The 18,667-nt window shown below is 74.5% G+C and carries 9 protein-coding genes; 3 read left to right on the forward strand and 6 right to left on the reverse strand.

Going from position 1 to position 18,667, the window contains the following annotated elements:
- Nucleotides 1-27 precede the first annotated feature (27 nt).
- The 5 genes from ACFXOZ_RS04075 to ACFXOZ_RS04095 all read right to left on the reverse strand — a co-directional run bounded on the left by ACFXOZ_RS04075 (nucleotide 28) and on the right by ACFXOZ_RS04095 (nucleotide 6,344).
- Complete coding sequence (locus tag ACFXOZ_RS04075) at nucleotides 28-1,173, reverse strand: GNAT family N-acetyltransferase (protein WP_380587238.1); 1,146 nt, start codon at nucleotides 1,171-1,173, stop codon at nucleotides 28-30.
- Entirely contained in the window at nucleotides 1,170-2,588 is a 1,419-nt protein-coding gene (locus ACFXOZ_RS04080) for an MFS transporter (protein ID WP_380587241.1), read from the reverse strand. The genes ACFXOZ_RS04075 and ACFXOZ_RS04080 overlap by 4 nt, the downstream gene beginning before the upstream one ends.
- The gene (locus ACFXOZ_RS04085) at nucleotides 2,585-3,847 is read right to left on the reverse strand and encodes a phenylacetate--CoA ligase family protein (protein WP_380587243.1); all 1,263 of its coding nucleotides are present in this window, start codon (nucleotides 3,845-3,847) and stop codon (nucleotides 2,585-2,587) included. The genes ACFXOZ_RS04080 and ACFXOZ_RS04085 overlap by 4 nt, the downstream gene beginning before the upstream one ends.
- A gap of 493 nt (nucleotides 3,848-4,340) precedes the next feature.
- Nucleotides 4,341-5,027 (reverse strand): hypothetical protein, encoded by a 687-nt coding sequence (locus tag ACFXOZ_RS04090; protein WP_380587246.1) that lies wholly within the window; start codon nucleotides 5,025-5,027, stop codon nucleotides 4,341-4,343.
- A 153-nt stretch (nucleotides 5,028-5,180) separates the two neighbouring features.
- On the reverse strand, nucleotides 5,181-6,344 hold the full coding sequence (locus ACFXOZ_RS04095; RefSeq protein ID WP_380587249.1) for an alpha-hydroxy-acid oxidizing protein: 1,164 nt from the start codon (nucleotides 6,342-6,344) through the stop codon (nucleotides 5,181-5,183).
- A 214-nt stretch (nucleotides 6,345-6,558) separates the two neighbouring features.
- Between ACFXOZ_RS04095 and ACFXOZ_RS04100 the strand changes: the two genes are divergently transcribed.
- A complete protein-coding gene (locus tag ACFXOZ_RS04100) occupies nucleotides 6,559-7,395 on the forward strand; it encodes a class I SAM-dependent methyltransferase (RefSeq protein WP_375890326.1) in 837 nt (278 codons plus the stop codon).
- A gap of 75 nt (nucleotides 7,396-7,470) precedes the next feature.
- Here ACFXOZ_RS04100 and ACFXOZ_RS04105 read toward each other — a convergent pair whose 3' ends face one another.
- Nucleotides 7,471-9,009 (reverse strand): amino acid adenylation domain-containing protein, encoded by a 1,539-nt coding sequence (locus tag ACFXOZ_RS04105; RefSeq protein WP_380587252.1) that lies wholly within the window; start codon nucleotides 9,007-9,009, stop codon nucleotides 7,471-7,473.
- 392 nt (nucleotides 9,010-9,401) lie between these two features.
- Here ACFXOZ_RS04105 and ACFXOZ_RS04110 point away from each other — a divergent pair, with 392 nt between their 5' ends.
- Entirely contained in the window at nucleotides 9,402-10,229 is an 828-nt protein-coding gene (locus ACFXOZ_RS04110) for an aminotransferase class IV (RefSeq protein WP_380529504.1), read from the forward strand.
- Nucleotides 10,230-10,405: 176 nt separating this feature from the next.
- Entirely contained in the window at nucleotides 10,406-18,643 is an 8,238-nt protein-coding gene (locus tag ACFXOZ_RS04115) for an amino acid adenylation domain-containing protein (RefSeq protein ID WP_380587254.1), read from the forward strand.
- The last annotated feature ends 24 nt before the right edge of the window (nucleotides 18,644-18,667 follow it).

The following is an 18,667-nucleotide window of genomic DNA, read 5'->3' on the forward strand; positions in this document are numbered from 1 at the left end:
CAGTCAGGTGGTCAGTCAGGTGGTCAGTCATCGTGAGACCTCGGGAATGGGTAGGTAGGTCGACGTCCAGGCGGTCAGGTAGGCCAGCAGGTACGGCTGGAGCGGACTGCTGACGGCCGCGGCCCGGAAGTCGATCTGACGGCTGGTGCGGGAGAGCACCACGTAGTCGTGGAACCGGTCGCCGATCCGGCGCATCGCCGGGTAGACGGCGCTCGGGATGAACCCGGCGGCCAGGAACGCGTCGAGCCCGGCGGTGTCGGCCAGCGGCAGCAGCGTCTCGACGTAGTCGGCGCCGGCCCGGGTGACGGCCGCCATCAGCGGTTCCAGCGCCCCGGTGAGGGCCGCCGGGGACGGGTGCACCGCGATCAGCGAGCAGCTCGCCGCGACCCGGTCCAGGTCGGCGTAGGCCTCGAACGCGCCGTCCGGCGGGGTGAGTACGGCGTTCGGGACGTGCAGCGGGAAGAACCGCTCCCCCGGATCGGGGAAGAGTTCGAGGAAGCGGCGGCGGACGAAGGCGGGTGCGGTGACCAGCTCCATCGGCGCGGTGACCGGCGCGGTCCGTCCCAGGGTCGGGGCGGGGGCGTCCGTCGGGCGGGGGTGCCCGTAGTCGACGCCGGTGCTCTGCCGGGCCGCCTCCAGCAGCGGGACCAGGGCCCGGGGCACGGCGTCGACGCGCTCCCGGCGGGCCAGGACGCCGTCGGCGTGCCGGGCGAACAGGGCGAGGCTCTCGCACCCGGCCACCTCGACGGCGTTCGGCATCAGGCCGAGCGCCTGGAAGCCGTTGCGGGAGAGGACCTGCTGGGGGCCGGGGGTGACCACCCGGGCGGTCGCGTAGACCGAGTCCAGGGTGCCGGCGGCGAAGGCGTCCGCGCAGACGGCGGCGGTCAGCTGTCCGGCCAGCCCGGCGCCGCGCTGGTCCGGATGGACCGCCAGGCCCACCAGTTTGCCGATCCGGCCGCCGGGGTCGGTCTGCACCGCCACCGAACCGGCCAGCCGGCCGGCACCCTCGGGGCGGGCGGTCAGCCAGTGGGTGTGCGGGTCGTCGATCAGACGGCGCATCTCGGCGGGGTCGCTGCCGAGCGCGACCGGGTAGCCGTGGCCGTAGACGTCGAAGTAGAGCTGCCGCAGCTGCGCGACGTCCTGCGGTACGGCCGGGGCGAGCGTCACGGTCATCGCACGGCCCCGTTCGGCTGCGCGGTGGCGGTGGCGGTGGCGGTGGCGGTGGCGGTGGCGGTGGCGGTGGCGGTGGTGTCGGTGCTCGTGGCCGGCGTCGTGGCCGGGGCCGGTTCGCGGCGGCCGGTCCACCACAGCGCGGCGGCGACCGGCAGCACGCCGACGGCCTGGACCAGGCACAGCGTGCGCGCCGGGAGGTGGTCGCCGAGCAGGCCGAACGCCAGCGAGGACACCGGGAAGGTCGCCCCGAGCAGCGCCTGCATGACGGCGAAGAAACCGGGGCGGTCCTCGGCCGGTACCAGGCGTTGGAACAGTGCCACGAACCGTACGCCGATCACGCCGACGCACCAGCCGGCGACGGCCATCGCCCCGACGGCCGGCGCCTGTCCCACGGCCAGGCCGGGCAGGCCGAGCGCGGCGGCCATCAGGCCCAGACAGCCGGCGCCGACCGCGGTCGGCGAGCCCGGGAGCCGGCCGCCCGTGAAGGAGCCCACCAGGGTGCCGGCGCCGAGGGCCGCCTCCAGCGCGGCGACGGTCGAGCCGTCGGCGTGCAGCACGGTCCGGGTGTACAGCGGCATCACCACGAACACCGCCGTGGTGAACACGTTCGCGGCGGCGAAGCAGAGCAGCACCCGGCGGATGAACGGGAGTCCGGCCAGGATGCGGCGCAGCGGACGCCGGGCGGCGGGCGACGGGACGTCCGCGGTTGCCGGGCCGTCCACGCCCGGGGCTGCGGGGGTGGCCGGGGTGCCCGGGGCTGCGGGGGTGCCCGGGAAGCGGGTCGCGCCGACCAGGGCGGCCGCCAGCAGGTAGGCCCCGGCGCACCCGGCGACGATGCCGGGCAGACCCGCGCCGTCGACCACCAGCGGGCCCAGCAGCCCGCCGGCGAGGCCGGCCAGCGACTGGGTGGCGAGTTCGAAGCCGGTCGCGGCCTCGATGTCGGCGTCCTGGACCAGCTCGGGGACGGACGTGGTCAGGCAGGGGTCGAAGACCGCCTGGCAGCCAGCCAGCAGCAGCGCGGCACCGTACATGACCGCCATCGGCGGTGTCGCGGTGTACGTCCAGCAGGCCGTGCCGAGCGCGACCAGACCGGCGACGGCCGCGGCGGCGGCCAGCACCGTGCGGTGCGGGCGGCGGGCGATGAGCGCGGCCACCAGCGGGGCCAGCGCCACCGCGGGCAGGGTGCTGACGGCGAGGAAGGCGCCCGAGGCGAGGCCCCGGTCCGGGCCGGCGGCGTAGCCGATCAGCCACCACACCGCGCCGACCTGGAACATCCGTCCGGCGGCCTGGGTGAGGACCTGCGCGCCCCAGACGGCGGCGAAGCGCCGGTTGCGCAGCACGAGCGGCAGGTGGCGGGCGGCCGCCTCGGTCGTGTCGACCGCTTCGGCTGCTCCCGCAGCCCGGGCCCCCGTCACGAGTGCGGCCGTTCGTCGAGGACGCGGATCAGCTTGCCGGTCCGCGGGTTGACGGCGAGTTCGTGCGGACGCACCCACGTGACGGACAGCGGGTGGACGTGGCCGGCGGCGGCCGCCTCCGGGTACAGCGGCCGCGCCGTGTGGACGGCGGTCGTGACGTCGGAGGCCAGTTCGGGGAGCCCGGTGGGGTCCCCGTCGCAGGCCAGCCGCAGGACCAGCCCGTCGCGGCCCTCCCAGCGGCGCACCACCAGCTGGACGCCGATCACCCGGCCGGCCGGGTCGGCGGCCCGGACGAGGTCGAGCACGTCCTGGGTGTACAGCGACACCGGCCCCACCCGTACGCCCTCCTGGGCCCGGCCGAGGATGCGGAACCGGCCGGTGGCGACGTCGGTCCACTCCGCGCGGTCCCCGACGGGGTAGCGCAGGACGGGCATCAGCCGTCGCCGCAGGTCGGTCACCACGACCCGGCCCGGTACGCCCTCGGTGTCGATCGGCTCGCCGGTGTGGTCGTCGAGGATCTCCACCACCGTCTCCGGGGTGAACGCCCGGTGTACCCGGGTGTCCGGCCCCGGTACCGGGCGGCCGAGCAGCCCGGCATCGACGGCGGCGTAACCGATCGACGAGACACGGGCGTTGGGGAACACCTTGCCCAACAGCGGCTGCTGGTCCTGGTAGAGGCCCTCGCCGCCGAACAACAGCATTTCCACGGAGGGGAGTTCGCGGCCGGAGGCCAGGAGGTGGTCGGCCAGGGAGCACAGCGTCGTCGGGGTGCCGGCGACCACCTCGACCTGGAACTGCTCCAGGGTCTGCGCGGTCGACTCCAGGGGCGCCGCCCCGCCGATCGGCAGTCGGACGTTGGAGACGGGCGAGCGGTGCAGCGAGTCGAGGATGAAGGTGTAACTGGCGTACAGGTCGCCCGCGTAGAAGAGGTCGGCGACCCGGTGCCCCGGGCGCAGCCCGGCGTCGACCAGTCCGGCCCCGAAGGAGGTGGTGAACTCCCGCCACTCCTCCCGGCTGTAGAAGGAGAACTTCGGCGAGCCGGTGGTGCCACCGCTCTTGAAGACGACGGCCTCCTCCAACGGCCCGGTCAGCAGCCGGTTGTCGCGGGGCGTGTTGGCCTGCCAGAACTCGGCCTGCGGGACGACCGGGAGGTTGGTCAACCGCGCGGTCGGGTCGGGCAGGCCGGCGTACAGCTCGGCGTAGAAGGGTGAGTTGCGGCGGGCGAAGCGTATGAGCTCCGCCAGGGGTTGAACGGGCATCAGTTCCTGCTTTTGGGCGTGCGAGGGCGGAGCGAGGTCGTGCGGGTGCACGAGCTCGCCCTACGGGTCGGAGGCGATCTTGGAGCCGGCGGTCGGTGGAATTCGATTCCGGTGCGACGCGGCGGGCCATGGGTTCGGGAAACGGACCGAGCGTGCGCACCGAGGTTCAGTGGTGCGCGGATGGTTCGTCAGCTGATGCGACATCGGGGTCTGTGGGGTCACCCGCTCGCAGAATGCAAGGCTATCACCAGGATATGCCTTCGGAACCCTGGTTGAGTTGTCGTCGAATGGTATGGATACGACCCGAGGCTTCATTGCTGCCGTGTTACGGCGATATGACGCGCGGAGGGTGAGGTGGATCTCCCGGCGGTCGGACGGGGGCGGGGGGCCCGCGCCCCCGTCGGCCGGTATTCGCCATTCAGTTAGTTGAATTGACGACATTTCATGCTCGGACTGCCTGATGGCGGAGCGGAGGTCGGAATTGCCGACGGCCTCAGGAGGTGCGGGCGGCCAGGCCCTCGGCGACGGGGGTGAACAGCAGCCCCCAGTTGCCCGGGAGGGCGGCGATCGCGGCGGTGAGGTAGCCGCGGGCGACCGTCCATTCGTCGGGGTGGTGCGACGGGCCGTGGGTGGCGACGGTCTCCAGGCAGTCGTCGACCGTGTCGGCGAAGTCGTCGTCGTCCGGCGCGGCGTGGCCGAGGCGCTCGCAGGCCCGCGCGAGTCCGGCGGGCAGGTCGGTGGCCGGGTCGAGGTCGGTGGCGGCGTCGAGGAGGTAGAGCAAGTGGCCGCCCGGCTCCGGGAGTTCGGTGCGCAGGGCGTCGGTGCGGAACTCCCGCTCGGCGTCGTCGTCGACCAGGGCGGAGGCCTCGGCGGCGTCGGCCACCAGGGCCGCCCAGTAGGCCCGGTCGTGCGGGCCGTCGCTCTGGCGCAGGTGGGCGGCGGCGAACGCGGCCATCGCGTCCGGGTCGTCGACGAGGGGCGAGACGACCAGGTCGCTGCGGTGGTCGAAGGCGAAGTAGTGGCGGCGGCCGTCGAGCGTGAGCGACTCGATCCCGGCGACGTGGCCGACCCGCCCGGGCAGCGGTTCGTGCGGGGAGCCGTCCCGGGAGCCGTGCGGGGAGCCGTCCGGGGGCCTGTGGTGGGACGCGTGCGGGGAGGTCTGGGCGGCGCTGTTGTCCATGGCCGGACCGTAGCGGGGGCCGCCGACAACCCCGGGCGCCGTGCGCTCCCGGCCCACCTGGACGGGCCGGGCCCGGATCCGGCGAACTCGCCCCGGCGGCAGCCGCGTTCGGGCCCGGCCGGGAACGGCCGACCGGGCCCGGGCGTCCCCGTCTCAGAGCCTGACCAGCGCCTCGGGGGTGAGGTCGGCCAAGGTCGGGTAGCCGTCGACGGCCATGAGGAGGTCGGCCTCGGCGAGCAGGGAGCGCAGGACGTGGACGATGCCGTCGGTGCCCTCCAGCGCCAGCCCGTAGGCGTACGGGCGGCCGACGCCGACCGCCGTGGCGCCGAGGGCGAGTGCCTTGACGACGTCGGCGCCGGTGCGCACCCCGGAGTCGAACAGGACGGGCAGGCCGGCCGCGGCCTCGACCACGCCGGGCAGCGCGTCGAGCGCGGGCAGGCCGCCGTCGGCCTGGCGGCCGCCGTGGTTGGAGCAGTAGACGCCGTCGACCCCGCCGTCCCTGGCGCGGCGGACGTCCTCGGGGTGGCAGAGGCCCTTGAGGATGATCGGCAGGTCGGTGAGGGACCGCAGCCAGGGCAGGTCGTCCCAGGTCAGCGGGTTGCCGAAGAGGCCCACCCACTCCAGGACGGCCGCGCCCGGGTCCTCCTCCGGGGCCTTGGCGAGGCGGGCCCGGAAGACCGGGTCGGAGGTGTAGTTGGCGAGGCAGTGGCCGCGCAGCTGGGGGAAGTTGGAGGCGGCCAGGTCGCGCGGGCGCCAGCCGGTGATCCAGGTGTCCAGGGTGACGACGATGCCCTTGAACCCGGCGGCCTCGGCGCGGTGGACCAGGCTGGCGGCGAGGTCGCGGTCGGTGGGCGTGTAGAGCTGGAAGAAGCCGGGGGTGTCGCCGAACTCGGCCGCGACCTGCTCCAGCGGGTCGACGGTGAGGGTGGAGGCGACCATCGGCACGCCGGTCCGGGCGGCGGCCCGGGCGGTGGCGAGGTCCCCGTGGCCGTCCTGGGCGCACAGGCCGATCACCCCGACCGGGGCCATGAACAGCGGCGACGGCAGCCGCAGCCCGAACAGTTCCACCGACAGGTCCCGCTCCTTCGCGCCGACCATCATCCGCGGGTAGAGGCCCCAGCGCTCGAAGGCGGCGACGTTCGCCCGCTGGGTGGCCTCGTCCCCGGCCCCGCCCGCGACGTACGACAGCACCGACGGCGGCAGCGCGGCCTGCGCCCGCGCCTCCAGCTCCGCGAAGGCCATCGGCATCGTCGGCAGCACGCCGCCGAGCCCGTTGAGGTAGATCTCGTTCTGGTAGTCGCCGAAGTGCTGCGCCATGGTTCTCGGGCCTTCCTCGTCGGTGTCGGTCCAACGGTCGCGAAGGTACCCCGGGCACGGCGCCCGCCCGTGGGGCGGGTGGTGGGGGTGGGGGCGGGCGGGGTGGCGGGGCCCGGTGGAGGGGCGTGACGGCCCCATTCCCTTGGGCATGTTCATGCTCTAGCTTGTTGGTGGTGGTCGATCTCGCTAGTGATCCTTGGGGAGGATGGAAACCATGCGTCCCATCGCGAACAAGCACCACGCAGAGGCCTGGAACGGTGAGGAAGGCGCCCATCGGGCGGAGAACGCGGACCGGTACAACGCGATCGTGGAGGCCTTCAACGAGGACCTGTTCCGGGGGGCCGCGATCGGCCCCGGGGACCGGGTGCTCGACGTGGGCTGCGGCACCGGGCAGGTCGCGCTGCTGGCCGCCCGGCAGGCGGCCGGGGGGCAGGTGCTCGGAGTGGACCTGTCGGTGGCGTCACTGGCGCGGGCCCGCGCCGACGCCGCCGAACAGGGCGTCGGGAACGTCGAGTTCGCGGAGGGGGACGCGCAGGTCTACCCGTTCCCCGACGGCGGGTTCGACGTCGCGCTGAGCCGGGGCGGGTGCCTGTTCTTCTCGGACCCGGTGGCCGCGTTCGCCAACATCCGGTCCGGGCTGCGGGAGGGCGGCCGGCTGGTGTTCATGGTTCCGCAGGCGGGGTCGGCCGACAGCCCGATCGCGCGGGCCACGTCGGCGCTCGTTCCGCTGATGCGGATCCCGGCGCCCACCGCCCAGGGCATGGACTCGCTGCTGGAGCCGGACCGCATCCGCGAGGTGCTCGGCGGGGCCGGGTTCGACGGCGTGGAGATCGCGCCGGTCCGGGCGCTGATGAACTTCGGCCAGGACGCCGACGACGCGGCCGAGTTCATCCTCGGCCAGGGCGGTGTGCGGATCAACCTCAAGGACGCGGACGACGCGGTCGTCGAGCAGACGCGGCAGGGGCTCAAGGACGGGCTGCTGGGCCACGAGACGGCGGAGGGCGTACTGATCCCCGGGGACGTCTGGCTGGTCAGCGCCGTCCGCCCCTGAGGCCGGAGGCGACGGCGAGGCCCCCGGACCCGGTTGCGGGTCCGGGGGCCTCGGCCGGTACGGCTGCGGTTGCGGCTACCCGCGGGCCGACCGGGCCAGCAGGGCCTTCTCGTCGACCTTGCCGTTGAGGGTGAGCGGGAGTTCGGGCACGGGCACGTACACGGTCGGCACCATGTAGGCCGGGAGCGTGCGCGCGAGTGAGTCGCGCACGGTCTCCACGGGCACGGCCTCCTCGAGCACGAGGTGGGCGACCAGCCGCGGCGCGGGCGGGGCGGTGTCGAGCAGCACATGGCAGTCGAGGACCCCGGGCAGGCCGCGGAGCGCGGTCTCCACCTCGCCCAACTCGATCCGGTAGCCGTTGAGTTTGGTCTGCCGGTCCAGCCGGCCGAGGTAGACCAGGTCGCCGTCGGCGGTGCGCAGCACCTCGTCGCCGGAGCGGTACCAGCGGCGGCCGGGTTCCACGTCCTCCCGGAACCGGGCCGCCGTCATCGCGGGGTCGCCCAGGTAGCCGAGCGCCAGTCCGGCCCCGGAGACCAGCAGTTCACCGGGGGTGCCGTCGGGGACCGGACGCAACCGCTCGTCGACGACGCGGACCTCCAGGTCCGGGAGCGGCCGGCCGATGGTGCCGGGGCCGCCGGCCTCGGCGTCGCGCGGCGACAGCCTGGCGCAGGTCACGTGCACGGTGGTCTCGGTGATGCCGTACATGTTGATCAGCTCGACCGCGTCCCCGGCCAGGGCGTACCACGGGCGCAGCGCGCCGGGGTCGAGCCGCTCCCCGCCGAGGACCACCCGGCGCAGCGCCAGCCGGTGCGTCTGCTCGGGGGTGAGGACGGTGCACAACTGCCGGAAGGCGGACGGGGTCTGGTTGAGGACGGTGACCGCCCGGTCGCCGAGGAACCGCGCGAAGTCGGCGGGCGTGCGCTTGGTCCCGGGCGGCACGATCTCCAGCCGGCCGCCGTGGAGCAGGGGGCCGAACAGCTCCCACACCGAGAAGTCGAAGGCGGGGGAGTGGAACAGGCACCAGACGTCGTCCGGGCGGAAGTCCAGGTGCCGCGCGCAGGAGCGGAACAGCCGCAGCACGTTGTGGTGACTGACGACCACGCCCTTGGGGACGCCGGTCGAGCCGGAGGTGAAGATGACGTAGGCGGGGGACTCCGGGTGCGGCTCCGCGGAGGGGAGCGGCGGAAGGCCGTCGGCGGCCGCCATCGCCTCGGAGATCCGGACCGGCCGGACGCCGGGCAGCGCGGGCAGTCCGGGGAGCACCTCGTCCTCCGCGAGGAGCGGCAGGGCGAGGAACTGTTCGAGGATCCGGCGCATGCGCTCCGGCGGGCTGTCGGGGTCGACGGGGACGTAGGCCTTGCCGGCCCGCAGGACGGCCAGCACGGCGGTGACCAGGTGGAGCCCCGGCCGGAGCGCCAGGCCGACGTACGGGCCGCGGGCCGTCCGCCGGAGGTGGGCGGCCAGGCTGCCGGACACGGCGTCGAGTTCGGCGTAGGTCAGCTCCCGGTGGCCGTCGCGGACGGCGACGCGGTCGGGGTGGTCGGCGGCGGCGCGTCGGAAGGCGGCGTGCAGGGACGTCGGCGCGGTGCCTGGCTCTTCGGGTGCAGCGGACAACGAGGACTCCTTCGGGAAGGCGGCCCGGTTCGTATTTCACCGGTATTTCGACGTCTTTGCTGGTCAGCGAGCCCGAGGTGATTGTAGTTCGGGCCGGTGGCCGTCGTCTCGGGTTTGACGCGACGGGAATCGCTTCCGGTGGCATCGGTGACACCGGGAACGGCGGTGGCCCGTGGGGTTCCTGACGGCTCCTGGGCGGGGGAGGGTTAGCCGGGTGTGCCGGGTGGTGGGGGATGTATCGGGATTGACTGACATGGTCATGAATGTTAATCTATTGAAGATCATGGAACTGGCGAGTCGTGAACCGCCCTTCTGGTCCGACCGTCGTACTTCATTTGCTATCGGATTTCCGGCACCTGTCGAATCCTGGGCGAAAGTGGGGTCATGGGGTCATGAAGGTGTGGATCAACGGCGAGCTGTTCGATCCGGAAGAAGCTTCGATATCGGTGTACGACCACGGCCTGATCGTGGGCGACGGCGTCTTCGAGACGGTCAGAGCCGGTCACGGCCGACCCTTCGTCCTGACCCCCCACCTGCAGCGCCTGGCGCGCTCCGCCGAGGGCCTCGGGCTCCCCGCCCCGGACCTGGACGCCGTCGAACGAGGTGTCCGGGACGTGCTCGCCGCGGCCCCCGCGTGGGCGGTCGGCTGGATCCGGATCACGCACACCAGCGGCGTCGGCCCGCTGGCCTCGAACCGCGGCGACCAAGGGCCCACCACCGTGGTGGCCGTCGCGGAGGGATGGTCGTTCCCGGCCCCCGCGGACGTGGCCGTGGTGCCGTGGCCCCGGTGCGAGAACGGTGCCCTCGTCGGCCTGAAGACCACGTCGTACGGCGAGAACGTCAAGGCCCTGGACCACGCGCGGCAACGGGGGGCCGGCGAGGCGGTCTTCGCCAACCTGGCCGGGAACCTCTGCGAAGGCACGGGGAGCAACGTCTTCGTGGTCGTGGACGGGAGGCTGACGACCCCGCCGCTCTCCTCCGGGTGCCTGGCCGGAATCACCAGGGAACTCGTCCTGGAATGGTCCGGTGGCGAGGAGGCCGACCTGCCGATCGAGCAGTTCGCGAATTGCGAGGAGGCATTCCTGACCTCCACCACGAGGGACGTCCAGCCGATTCGACTGGTGGACGGAAAAGCGCTCCCGGCGGCACCCGGACCGGTCACCTCCCGGGTGCGGGAAACCTTCGCCGAACGCAGCGCGAAGCTGCTGGAATCCTCCTAGAACCCCCTTCCTCCGACAAGGCGTTCCACCCCGGGAAACGGTGTTCCGTCCCCGCCGCCGACCCGGGTGACATTCGCGCGCAGAAATACCGCCAAGGCGTTCCGGCAGAACTCGCCGCGAACTCCGTCGGCGTGCCCGTTCCTTCGTCAGCGCCGGAGCTCGGCCGAGGAGAGAGAATGCGACTGCCTGGCCGTGGAACGAGTCATCCGTTCTTCGTGGATGCCGTCCTCGCACACGCCCGCCGGGATCCCGACCGGACCGCGGTGGAGTCCGACGGGGGCCGGCTGACCCGCCGGGAGCTGGCGGTCCGGAGCGGAGAGCTGGCCGCCGTCCTGCGCGGCGCGGGAGTCGTCCCGGGCGACCGGGTCGCCATGATCGTCGGCCGCGGGGTGGAGATCGCCGTGGCGCTCCTGGCGACGCTGCGGGTCGGTGCGGTGTACGTGCCGGTCGACGTCTCGTGGCCGGACAACCGGATCCGTACGATCCTGGCGGACGCCCGGGCCGCGGCCGTCGTCTGCGACGGGGACAACGGGCGGCGGGACTGCTTCCCCTCCGGGCAACTGCTGCTCGGCGTCGGCGACCACGAGGCCGACAGGGCGACGGACTTGACGGCGGCGGACTCCACGGCAACGGACTTCGCGCCGCCGGACCCGACGGTGGCGGACTTCACGCCGGACGGCTCCCACCCGGCGTACATGATCTACACCTCGGGGAGCACCGGCCGTCCGAAGGGCGTCGTGGTGCCGCACGGGGCGCTGGCCGCCCGCCTGGGGGCCTTCGAGCACGTCTTCCGGCTGAGCGGACGGGACCGCTTTCTCGCCCAGTCCTCGGTGGCGTTCGACGCGAGCATCCTCGACCTGTTCCTGCCGCTGGCCCTCGGCTGCCGGACCTTCATCGCCTCCGACGCCCAGCGCCGCGATCCCGACGAGGTGCGGGGCCTCCTGGAGTCCCGCTCGCTGAACGCCACCTTCGCCACCCCGACCCAGTGGCGCTCCCTCGTCCTGGTCGGCTGGCAGGGCGGCCCCGACATGCGGATGCTGTCCAGCGGCGAGGCGATGCCGCCCTCGCTCATGGAACAACTCGCCCGGCGCGGAACGGTGTTCAACGCGTACGGGCCGACCGAGGCGACGGTCGTGGTGTCGGTGGCGGACCTGCGCGCCGGGGACGCGGTGCACCTGGGCACGCCGCTCCCGGAGGTGGAGCTGAGCATCGAGGACGAGGACGGGACTCCCGTCACCGAACCCGGGCGGGCGGGCGAGCTCTTCATCGGCGGCCCGCACCTGGCCACCGGGTACTGGAACAACCCGGAGCTGACGGCGGAGAAGTTCGCCGGCGGCCGGTACCGGACCGGCGACCTCGCCTCCTGGAACGCCGACGGCTGCCTGCTGTACCACGGCCGGGTCGACGACCAGGTGAAGGTGCACGGCCACCGGATCGAGCTCGGGGAGATCGAGGAGGCCGCGCGCTCGCTCGGGCTCGTCGACGAGATCAAGGTCGTCGTGGACGACGGGGACCCGGTCCGGCTGGCGGCGTTCTACACCCCGGCGGGACGGACCCCGGCCGAGGTCCGGGCCGCGCTGGCCACCGAACTCCCGGCGTACATGGTGCCCGCGGTGTGGACCGAGGTGGCGGCGCTGCCGCAGGGGACGACCGGAAAGGTGGACCGGCAGGCCCTGTTGGCACTCCTCGACCGGCGCCCGACCGGTGGAACCGCAACCGTGAGCGCGCACCGACCCGCGGCCGGAACCGCGCAGGAACCCACCGGCGGAGCCGACGACGGGCCCGCCGCCGTCGAGGCGGCGCTGCTGGACATCTGGCGGGACGTCCTGGACGAACCCGGCCTGACCGCGGAGAGCGACTTCTTCGCCAGCGGCGGCAACTCGGTGCTCGCCGTCCGCACCGTGAGCCGGGCCCGGGAGGCCGGCATCTCCTACCGGATGTCGGCGCTGTTCGCGAACCCGACCGTCCGGGAGCTGGTGACGACCGGCCTGGCGGTGCCCGAGGCCGCCCCGGGGGAGGGCCGGTCACCGGCCGGGGCCCCGGAACGCTTCGCCCAGCTGCCGAACGCGGAACAGCTGCTGCGCGGCGGCGGGTTGGACGTCGCGCGGGTGCAGGACGCGTACCCGCTCAGCTCCGTCCAGGAGGGCATGCTGGTGCGGTCGCTCACCGCGCCGGAGAGCGGGGACTATCTGATCCGCATCCTGTGCGACCTGCGCGGGGAGCTGGACCAGGAGGCCTTCCGCCGGGCGTGGGAGGAGGAGGTCGCGAGCCAGGACCTGTTGCGTTCGGTGTTCGCGTGGCACGGTCCGTTCCCCTTCCAGGCCGTCCTCGCCGGGCCCGTCCTGCGCTGGGAGGCCCACGACTGGCGGGAGTTGGGGCGGCGGGCCGCCGAGGAGGCCTACCAGGAGCTGAGCGCGGCCCGCTTCGAGGAGGGGCTGGAGTTCGACGCGGCACCGCCCCTGCGGCTCGACCTGATCGATTTCGGCGCAGGGGCCGCCCGGCTCCTGCTCACCTTCCACCACCTGCTCCTCGACGGCCTGAGCATCCCGCTGCTGCTCCGGCGGGTCCTGCGCCGCTACGACGGGGACCCGGCCGTCGCGGGGGAGCCGGTCCTGCGGTTCGGCGACTACGTGTCCTGGACCCGCCGCCCCGCCGGAGAGCCGGCGCAGGCGTTCTGGCGGGACCACCTGGGCGGGAACGGCGGGGAACCGGCCGCGTCCCTGGTGGCCGACCGACCGGACGGTGGCGACGGCGGCCACGGCCACGGGGCCGACGGCGCGCACCTGTCGACCGCCCTGCACCTGGACCCGGACCGCTGGTCCGCCGTCGTCCGGCGCTGCCGCCGGGCCGGGATCACGCCGAGCAGCCTGGTGCAGGCCGTCTGGTGCCGGGTGGCGCAGGCCTACACCCAGGCCGACCGGGTCGTCTTCGGCCTGACCCAGGGCGGGCGCGGCCTCCAGCCGGCCGGGGCGCAGGAGGCGGTGGGCACCTTCGTGGTCACCGTGCCGGTCGCGGTCGTCCCGGGCGCCCACGACTCGCTGACCGCGGTCGCCCGCTCCGTGCAGGAGGCCAACGCCCGGACGGCGGAGCTGGACCACGTTCCGCTCAAGGACCTCCAGCGGATGGCGGGGGCGGGCCCGGACCGCCCGCTCTTCGACTGCCTGCTCTCCTTCGACCGGGAATGGACCCCGCTCACCGTCGGGCGGCTGTCGGTGGTCGCAAGCGAAACGCTGGAGACGACCGAGTACCCGGTCACCGTCAACGTGCTGGAGGGCCGGGACGGCGGCTGCGAGGTGCTCTTCGCCTTCGCGCGCGGCGCCGTCAGCGCCTTCCGGGCGGAGGGGGTGAGCGGACTCTTCGAGCGCCTGATCTGGCTGTGGGCGGACGGCGCCTCCGACCTCCTCCCGGAGCTGCCCGGCGCGCCGGCCCGCGACGCGGAACAGCCCCCCGGGAACGCGCGGTTGTACGTGCTGGACCGGACGTTGGCCCCGGTGCCGCACGGCGCACCGGGGGAGCTGTGCCTGGCCGGGATCGTGCCGGCGGGCCAGGAACCGGCCGGGCGGGAACCGGCGGGCCGGCTCGTGCAGGCCCCGTGGGCCGAGGGGCAGTGGCTGATGCGCACCGGGCAACGGGCCCGGCTGCGCCCCGACGGGACGGTCGAGCACCTCGGCGCGCTCGACGCCACGGTGCCTTCCGAGCCGGAACCCGAGGCAACCGCTACCGATCCCGCGCCCGACACCCCGCCCGACGCCCGCCCCCGGACCGAGGCCGAGCACGCGATGGCCCAGGTCTGGCGCGAGGTCCTCCGGGCGGACGCCGTCGGACGCGACGACAGCTTCTTCGCCCTCGGCGGCGACTCGATCCTCAGCCTCCGGGTGCTGGCGCTGGCCCGCGAGGCCGGCTGGACGGTGGAGCTGCGCGACCTGCTCCGCACGCCCAGGCTGCGCGACTTCGCGGCCACCGCCGGCCGGACCGCCACCGTCGACGGTTCCGCTTCCCCCACCGAGTCCGGCCGCCGCCCCGGCTCCGAGCTGCTGACGGAGGCCGACCGGCGCGCCCTACCGGCGGGGATCGAGAGCGCGTTCCCGCTGACCACCCTGCAGTCCGGCATGGTCTACCACACCCAGCTCGACCGGACCGGCGCGATGTACTGGGACGCCTTCGTCTACGAGATCGAGGGCCGCTTCGCCACGGAGGCGTTCCGTGCCGCGCTCGCCGGGCTGGTCGAGCGCCACCCCCTCCTCCGGGCCCGCTTCGAGCTGGCCGCCTTCCGGGAGCCGCTGCAACTGGTCGAGCGGGCCGTCGAGCCCGCGCTGACGGTGGCGGACTGGCGGGCGGTGCCGGACGCCGTGCGGCGCCGGCGCCTGACGGACTGGCGGGACGACCTCTCGGCGCCCTTCGACGCCCAGCGGGCACCGCTGTTCACCGTGGACGTCATGCTCCTGGACGAGGACCGGTTCGCCGTCGGGCTGCGGCTGTACCACGCGATCGCCGACGGCTGGAGCCTGGCGTCGATGGTCACCGAGCTGCTGCTCGACTACCAGCGGCGGCTCACCGGGGAGGGCGAGCCGATCGCGGCTCCCCGGGCCGACTACGCCGAGTTCGTCGCGCTGGAACGCGCCGCGGTGGCCGACCCGGACCAGCGGGCGTTCTGGTCCTCCTACCTGGGCGACGCCGAGACCGTACGGCTGCCGACCCGCCGCCCGCTGCGGGACGCCGACCGCCTCGGCACCCGCGAGCTGCGCAGGTACGCGCTCCCCCGGGAGCTGGTGGGCGCGCTGGACGCGCTCGCCGCGGAGCTGGACGTACCGGTCCGGCAGCTCTTCCTGGCGGCCCACTTCCGGGTGCTGTCGATGATCTGCGGGCAGACGGACGTGGTCTCGGGGGTCGTCATGAACGGCCGTCCGGAGACCCTGGACGCGGACCGGGTGGTCGGCCTGTTCCTCAACGCCGTCCCGCTGCGGCTCGACCTGCGCGGCGGCCGGTGGCGGGACCTGGTGCGCGCGGTCGCGGACACCGAACTCGCCGTCGTGCCGCACCGCCGGTACCCCGTCTCGGAGATCAAGCGGCACTGCGTCTCGGGCGGCCTGTTCGACGTCGCGTTCAACTACGTGGACTTCCACGTCTACACCCGGGCCGCCGAGCAGCTGCGGGCGGTGCGGATTCGCGGGATGGAGCACCGCGACGTGATGAACTTCGCGCTCTGCGCCACCTTCTACCGCGGCTGGCCGTACGACAGCGAACTCACCCTCGCCCACGACCCGGACTGCTTCACCGCCGAGCAGATCGACGACTTCGGCCGCTACTACCTGGCGGCGCTGACGGCCATGGCCCGGTCCGGCGACGCCCCGTACCAGGCGCCCCTGCTGGACGCCGCCGAACGGGACGGCCTCGCCCTGGCCGGCCCGCCGCCGGCCGACCGCGCCGCGCTCCTCGACCGGGTGTGGGAGCACGCGGCCCGCACCCCGGACGCCCCGGCGGTCACGGACGCCACGCGCACCCTCGGCTACCGCGAGCTGGCCGAGCTGACCGCGGCCGTCGCGGCCGCCCTGCGGGAGGCGGGCGCGGGCCCCGGCGACGTGGTCGGGGTGAAGGTGCGCCGGGACGCCCGGCTGCCCGCGGCCCTGCTGGGCGTCATGGCGGCCGGAGCCGCCTACCTCCCGCTCGACGGCCGGGCCCCGGCCGACCGCGAACGCTTCCTGCTCGACGACGGCGGGGCCGCCCTGGTGCTCTGCGACGCGGACACCCGCGACACCCTGCCCGCGGGCACCCGCACGCTGGACCTGGACGGGATCACGCCCGCGCGCACCCCCTGGCCCGGCGCCGCCCCGACACCCGACCCGGAGTCGGCCGCCTACCTGATCCACACCTCCGGCTCCACCGGGCGGCCCAAGGGCGTCCTGGTCCGGCACCGCAACCTGGACAACCTGCTGGCGGGGATGGCCGGGAGCCCCGGCCTCGGGGCCGCCGACCGGCTGCTCGCCACCACTGCCGTCGGCTTCGACATCGCGGCCCTGGAGCTGTTCCTGCCGCTGCGCCAGGGCGCCCGGGTGGTGGTCGCCCCGGACGCCGTCACGCGGGACCCGCTGGCCCTGGCCGGCCGGCTGGAGGCGCACGACATCACGGTCATGCAGGCGACCCCGTCCCAGTGGGCGCAACTGCTGGACGCGGGCTGGCGCGGGAAGGCCGACCTCAGGGCGCTGTGCGGCGGCGAGCCGCTGCCGGGCCCGCTGGTGGCCCCGCTGCGGGCCGCCTGCCGCGAACTGTGGAACATGTACGGCCCCACGGAGACGACCGTCTGGTCCTCCTGCGCCCGGGTCGAGCCGGGCGAGCCGGTCCGGCTCGGCACGCCCACCGCCGACACCCGGATGTACGTGCTGGACGCCCACCTGGCCCCCGTACCGCGCGGCGTGGCCGGGGAGTTGTGCATCGCCGGCGGCGGCGTGGCGGCCGGCTACCGCGACCGGCCCGGACTGACCGCCGAGCGCTTCGTCCGCGACCCGGCCGACGGCGGCCCGATGTACCGGACCGGCGACCTCGCCCGGATCGACGAGCACGGCCGGGTCGAGTACCTCGGACGCCTCGACCACCAGGTCAAGATCCGCGGGCACCGGATCGAACTCGGCGAGGTCGAGAACCTCCTCGAACGGCACCCGGACGTCGGCAAGGGGATCGCCGCGCTGCACCGCCACCCCGAGCGCGGCGGGGAACTCGTCGGCTACGTCACGCTCGCCGCCGGCGCGCTCGCCCGGCGCTCCGCCGCACTGCACCGCGCCCAGGTGGCCCACTGGGAGGACGTCTGGTCCTCGGTCTACTCCGGCGCCGACGATGCCGACGACGGTGCCGAGGCTGCCGAAGCCGCCCCCGGACTGCTCAACCTGGCCGGGTGGAACAGCAGTTACACCGGCGGGCCGATGCCGGACGGCGAGATGCTGGAGTGGATCGACACCACGGTCGAGCGGATCCGGTCGCTGGGCGCCCGGCGGATCCTGGAGATCGGCTGCGGCACCGGCCTCCTGCTGGGCCGCCTGGCCCCGCACTGCGACCGCTACGTGGGCACCGACGTGTCCGCCGCGGCCCTCGACCGGGTCCGCGAAGGCGTGCTGTCCGCCCCCGGACTCGCGGGCTGCGACGTGCGGTTGGTGCAGGCCCCGGCCGACGACCTGAGCCGGCTCGGCGACGAGCGCTTCGACCTGGTGGTGCTCAACTCGGTCGTCCAGTACTTCCCCAGCCGCGCCTACCTCGACCAGGTGCTCGCCGGGGCCGTCGCGGTGCTCGACGGGGCGGGCCGGGTGCTGGTCGGCGACGTACGGCACCTCGACCTGGCCGCCGCGATGTACGCCTCGGTCGCCGACCACCGCGGCACCCTGGCGGGTTCGACGGTCGACGAGGCGGTGGCGCACGGACGGTCGCAGGAGAAGGAACTCCTGCTCGCCCCGGGCTACTTCACCGGTCTGGCGGAGCTCGGCGTCACCCAGGCCGAGGTCCTGTTGCGCCGGGGAGCCGTCCACAACGAGCTGACCCGCTTCCGCTACGACGCGGTGCTGCACGTCGGCGCGACCGCCCCGACCGTCGAGGTCGACTGGATCGAAGGGGCCGACGGCCGGACCGACGGGGGTGCCGGGCCGCTCGAACTCGCCGCGCTGGAGCGCCGGTTCGGCACCGGCGCGGCGTTCGGCCTGCGCCGGGTCGCCAACGCGCGGCTGGCCCGGGAACGGCTCCTCCTCGGCGGCGAGGCCGACGGCGCCGGGGTGCCGGAGGCGGACGTCGAGGTGCTCAGCGCCCTCGCGGAGCGGTACGGCTACCGGGCCCACGCCAGTTGGGCCGCCGAACACCCGCTCGGCGCCTTCGACGTGGCCTTCGTCCCGCACACCCTGGCGGGCGTGCCCGACGTCCCGGTGGCGCCGCGCCGCGACCGCCCGACCAACACGCCGCTGCTGGCGGAGCTGGAGCGCGGCCTGGTCGCCGAACTCCGTGCGACCCTGGCCGCCGAGCTGCCCGAAGCCGCCGTGCCCACCCAGCTGGTGCTGCTGGAGGCGCTGCCGCTCACCCCCAACGGCAAGGTCGACCGCGGGCGGCTGCCCGACCCCCGCTCGGCACCGGCCGGCGACGGGTACGTGGCGCCGCGCAACGACGCCGAACGGCGGCTGTGCGAGCTCTGGGCCGACCTGCTCGGGGTGGAACGCGTCGGCGTGCACGACGACTTCGTCCGGCTGGGCGGCCACTCCCTGCTGGCCACCCGGCTGATCACCCGGGTCAACCGGGCCTTCGCCCGGGACCTGCGGCTGCGCGACCTGTTCGCCACCGCCACCGTGGCCGGGCTCGCCGCGGAGATCGAACGGCGTGAACCGCCCGCCGATGACCGGGCGGCCGAACGCCCCCGGATCCAGCGCCGACGGCGTGCTGCCCGATGACCCCACCGAGCGACACCACGCGAC

Origin of the sequence: Kitasatospora sp. NPDC059160 (genome assembly GCF_042755465.1) — a bacterium.
Taxonomy (GTDB): domain Bacteria; phylum Actinomycetota; class Actinomycetes; order Streptomycetales; family Streptomycetaceae; genus Kitasatospora.

Coding starts and splice junctions, on each gene's coding strand:
- ACFXOZ_RS04075 (WP_380587238.1), bottom strand. CDS start 1,173: ATGACCGTGACGCTCGCCCCGGCCGTACCGCAGGACGTCGCGCAGCTG.
- ACFXOZ_RS04085 (WP_380587243.1), bottom strand. CDS start 3,847: ATGCCCGTTCAACCCCTGGCGGAGCTCATACGCTTCGCCCGCCGCAAC.
- ACFXOZ_RS04090 (WP_380587246.1), bottom strand. CDS start 5,027: ATGGACAACAGCGCCGCCCAGACCTCCCCGCACGCGTCCCACCACAGG.
- ACFXOZ_RS04095 (WP_380587249.1), bottom strand. CDS start 6,344: ATGGCGCAGCACTTCGGCGACTACCAGAACGAGATCTACCTCAACGGG.
- ACFXOZ_RS04100 (WP_375890326.1), top strand. CDS start 6,559: ATGCGTCCCATCGCGAACAAGCACCACGCAGAGGCCTGGAACGGTGAG.
- ACFXOZ_RS04110 (WP_380529504.1), top strand. CDS start 9,402: ATGAAGGTGTGGATCAACGGCGAGCTGTTCGATCCGGAAGAAGCTTCG.
- ACFXOZ_RS04115 (WP_380587254.1), top strand. CDS start 10,406: ATGCGACTGCCTGGCCGTGGAACGAGTCATCCGTTCTTCGTGGATGCC.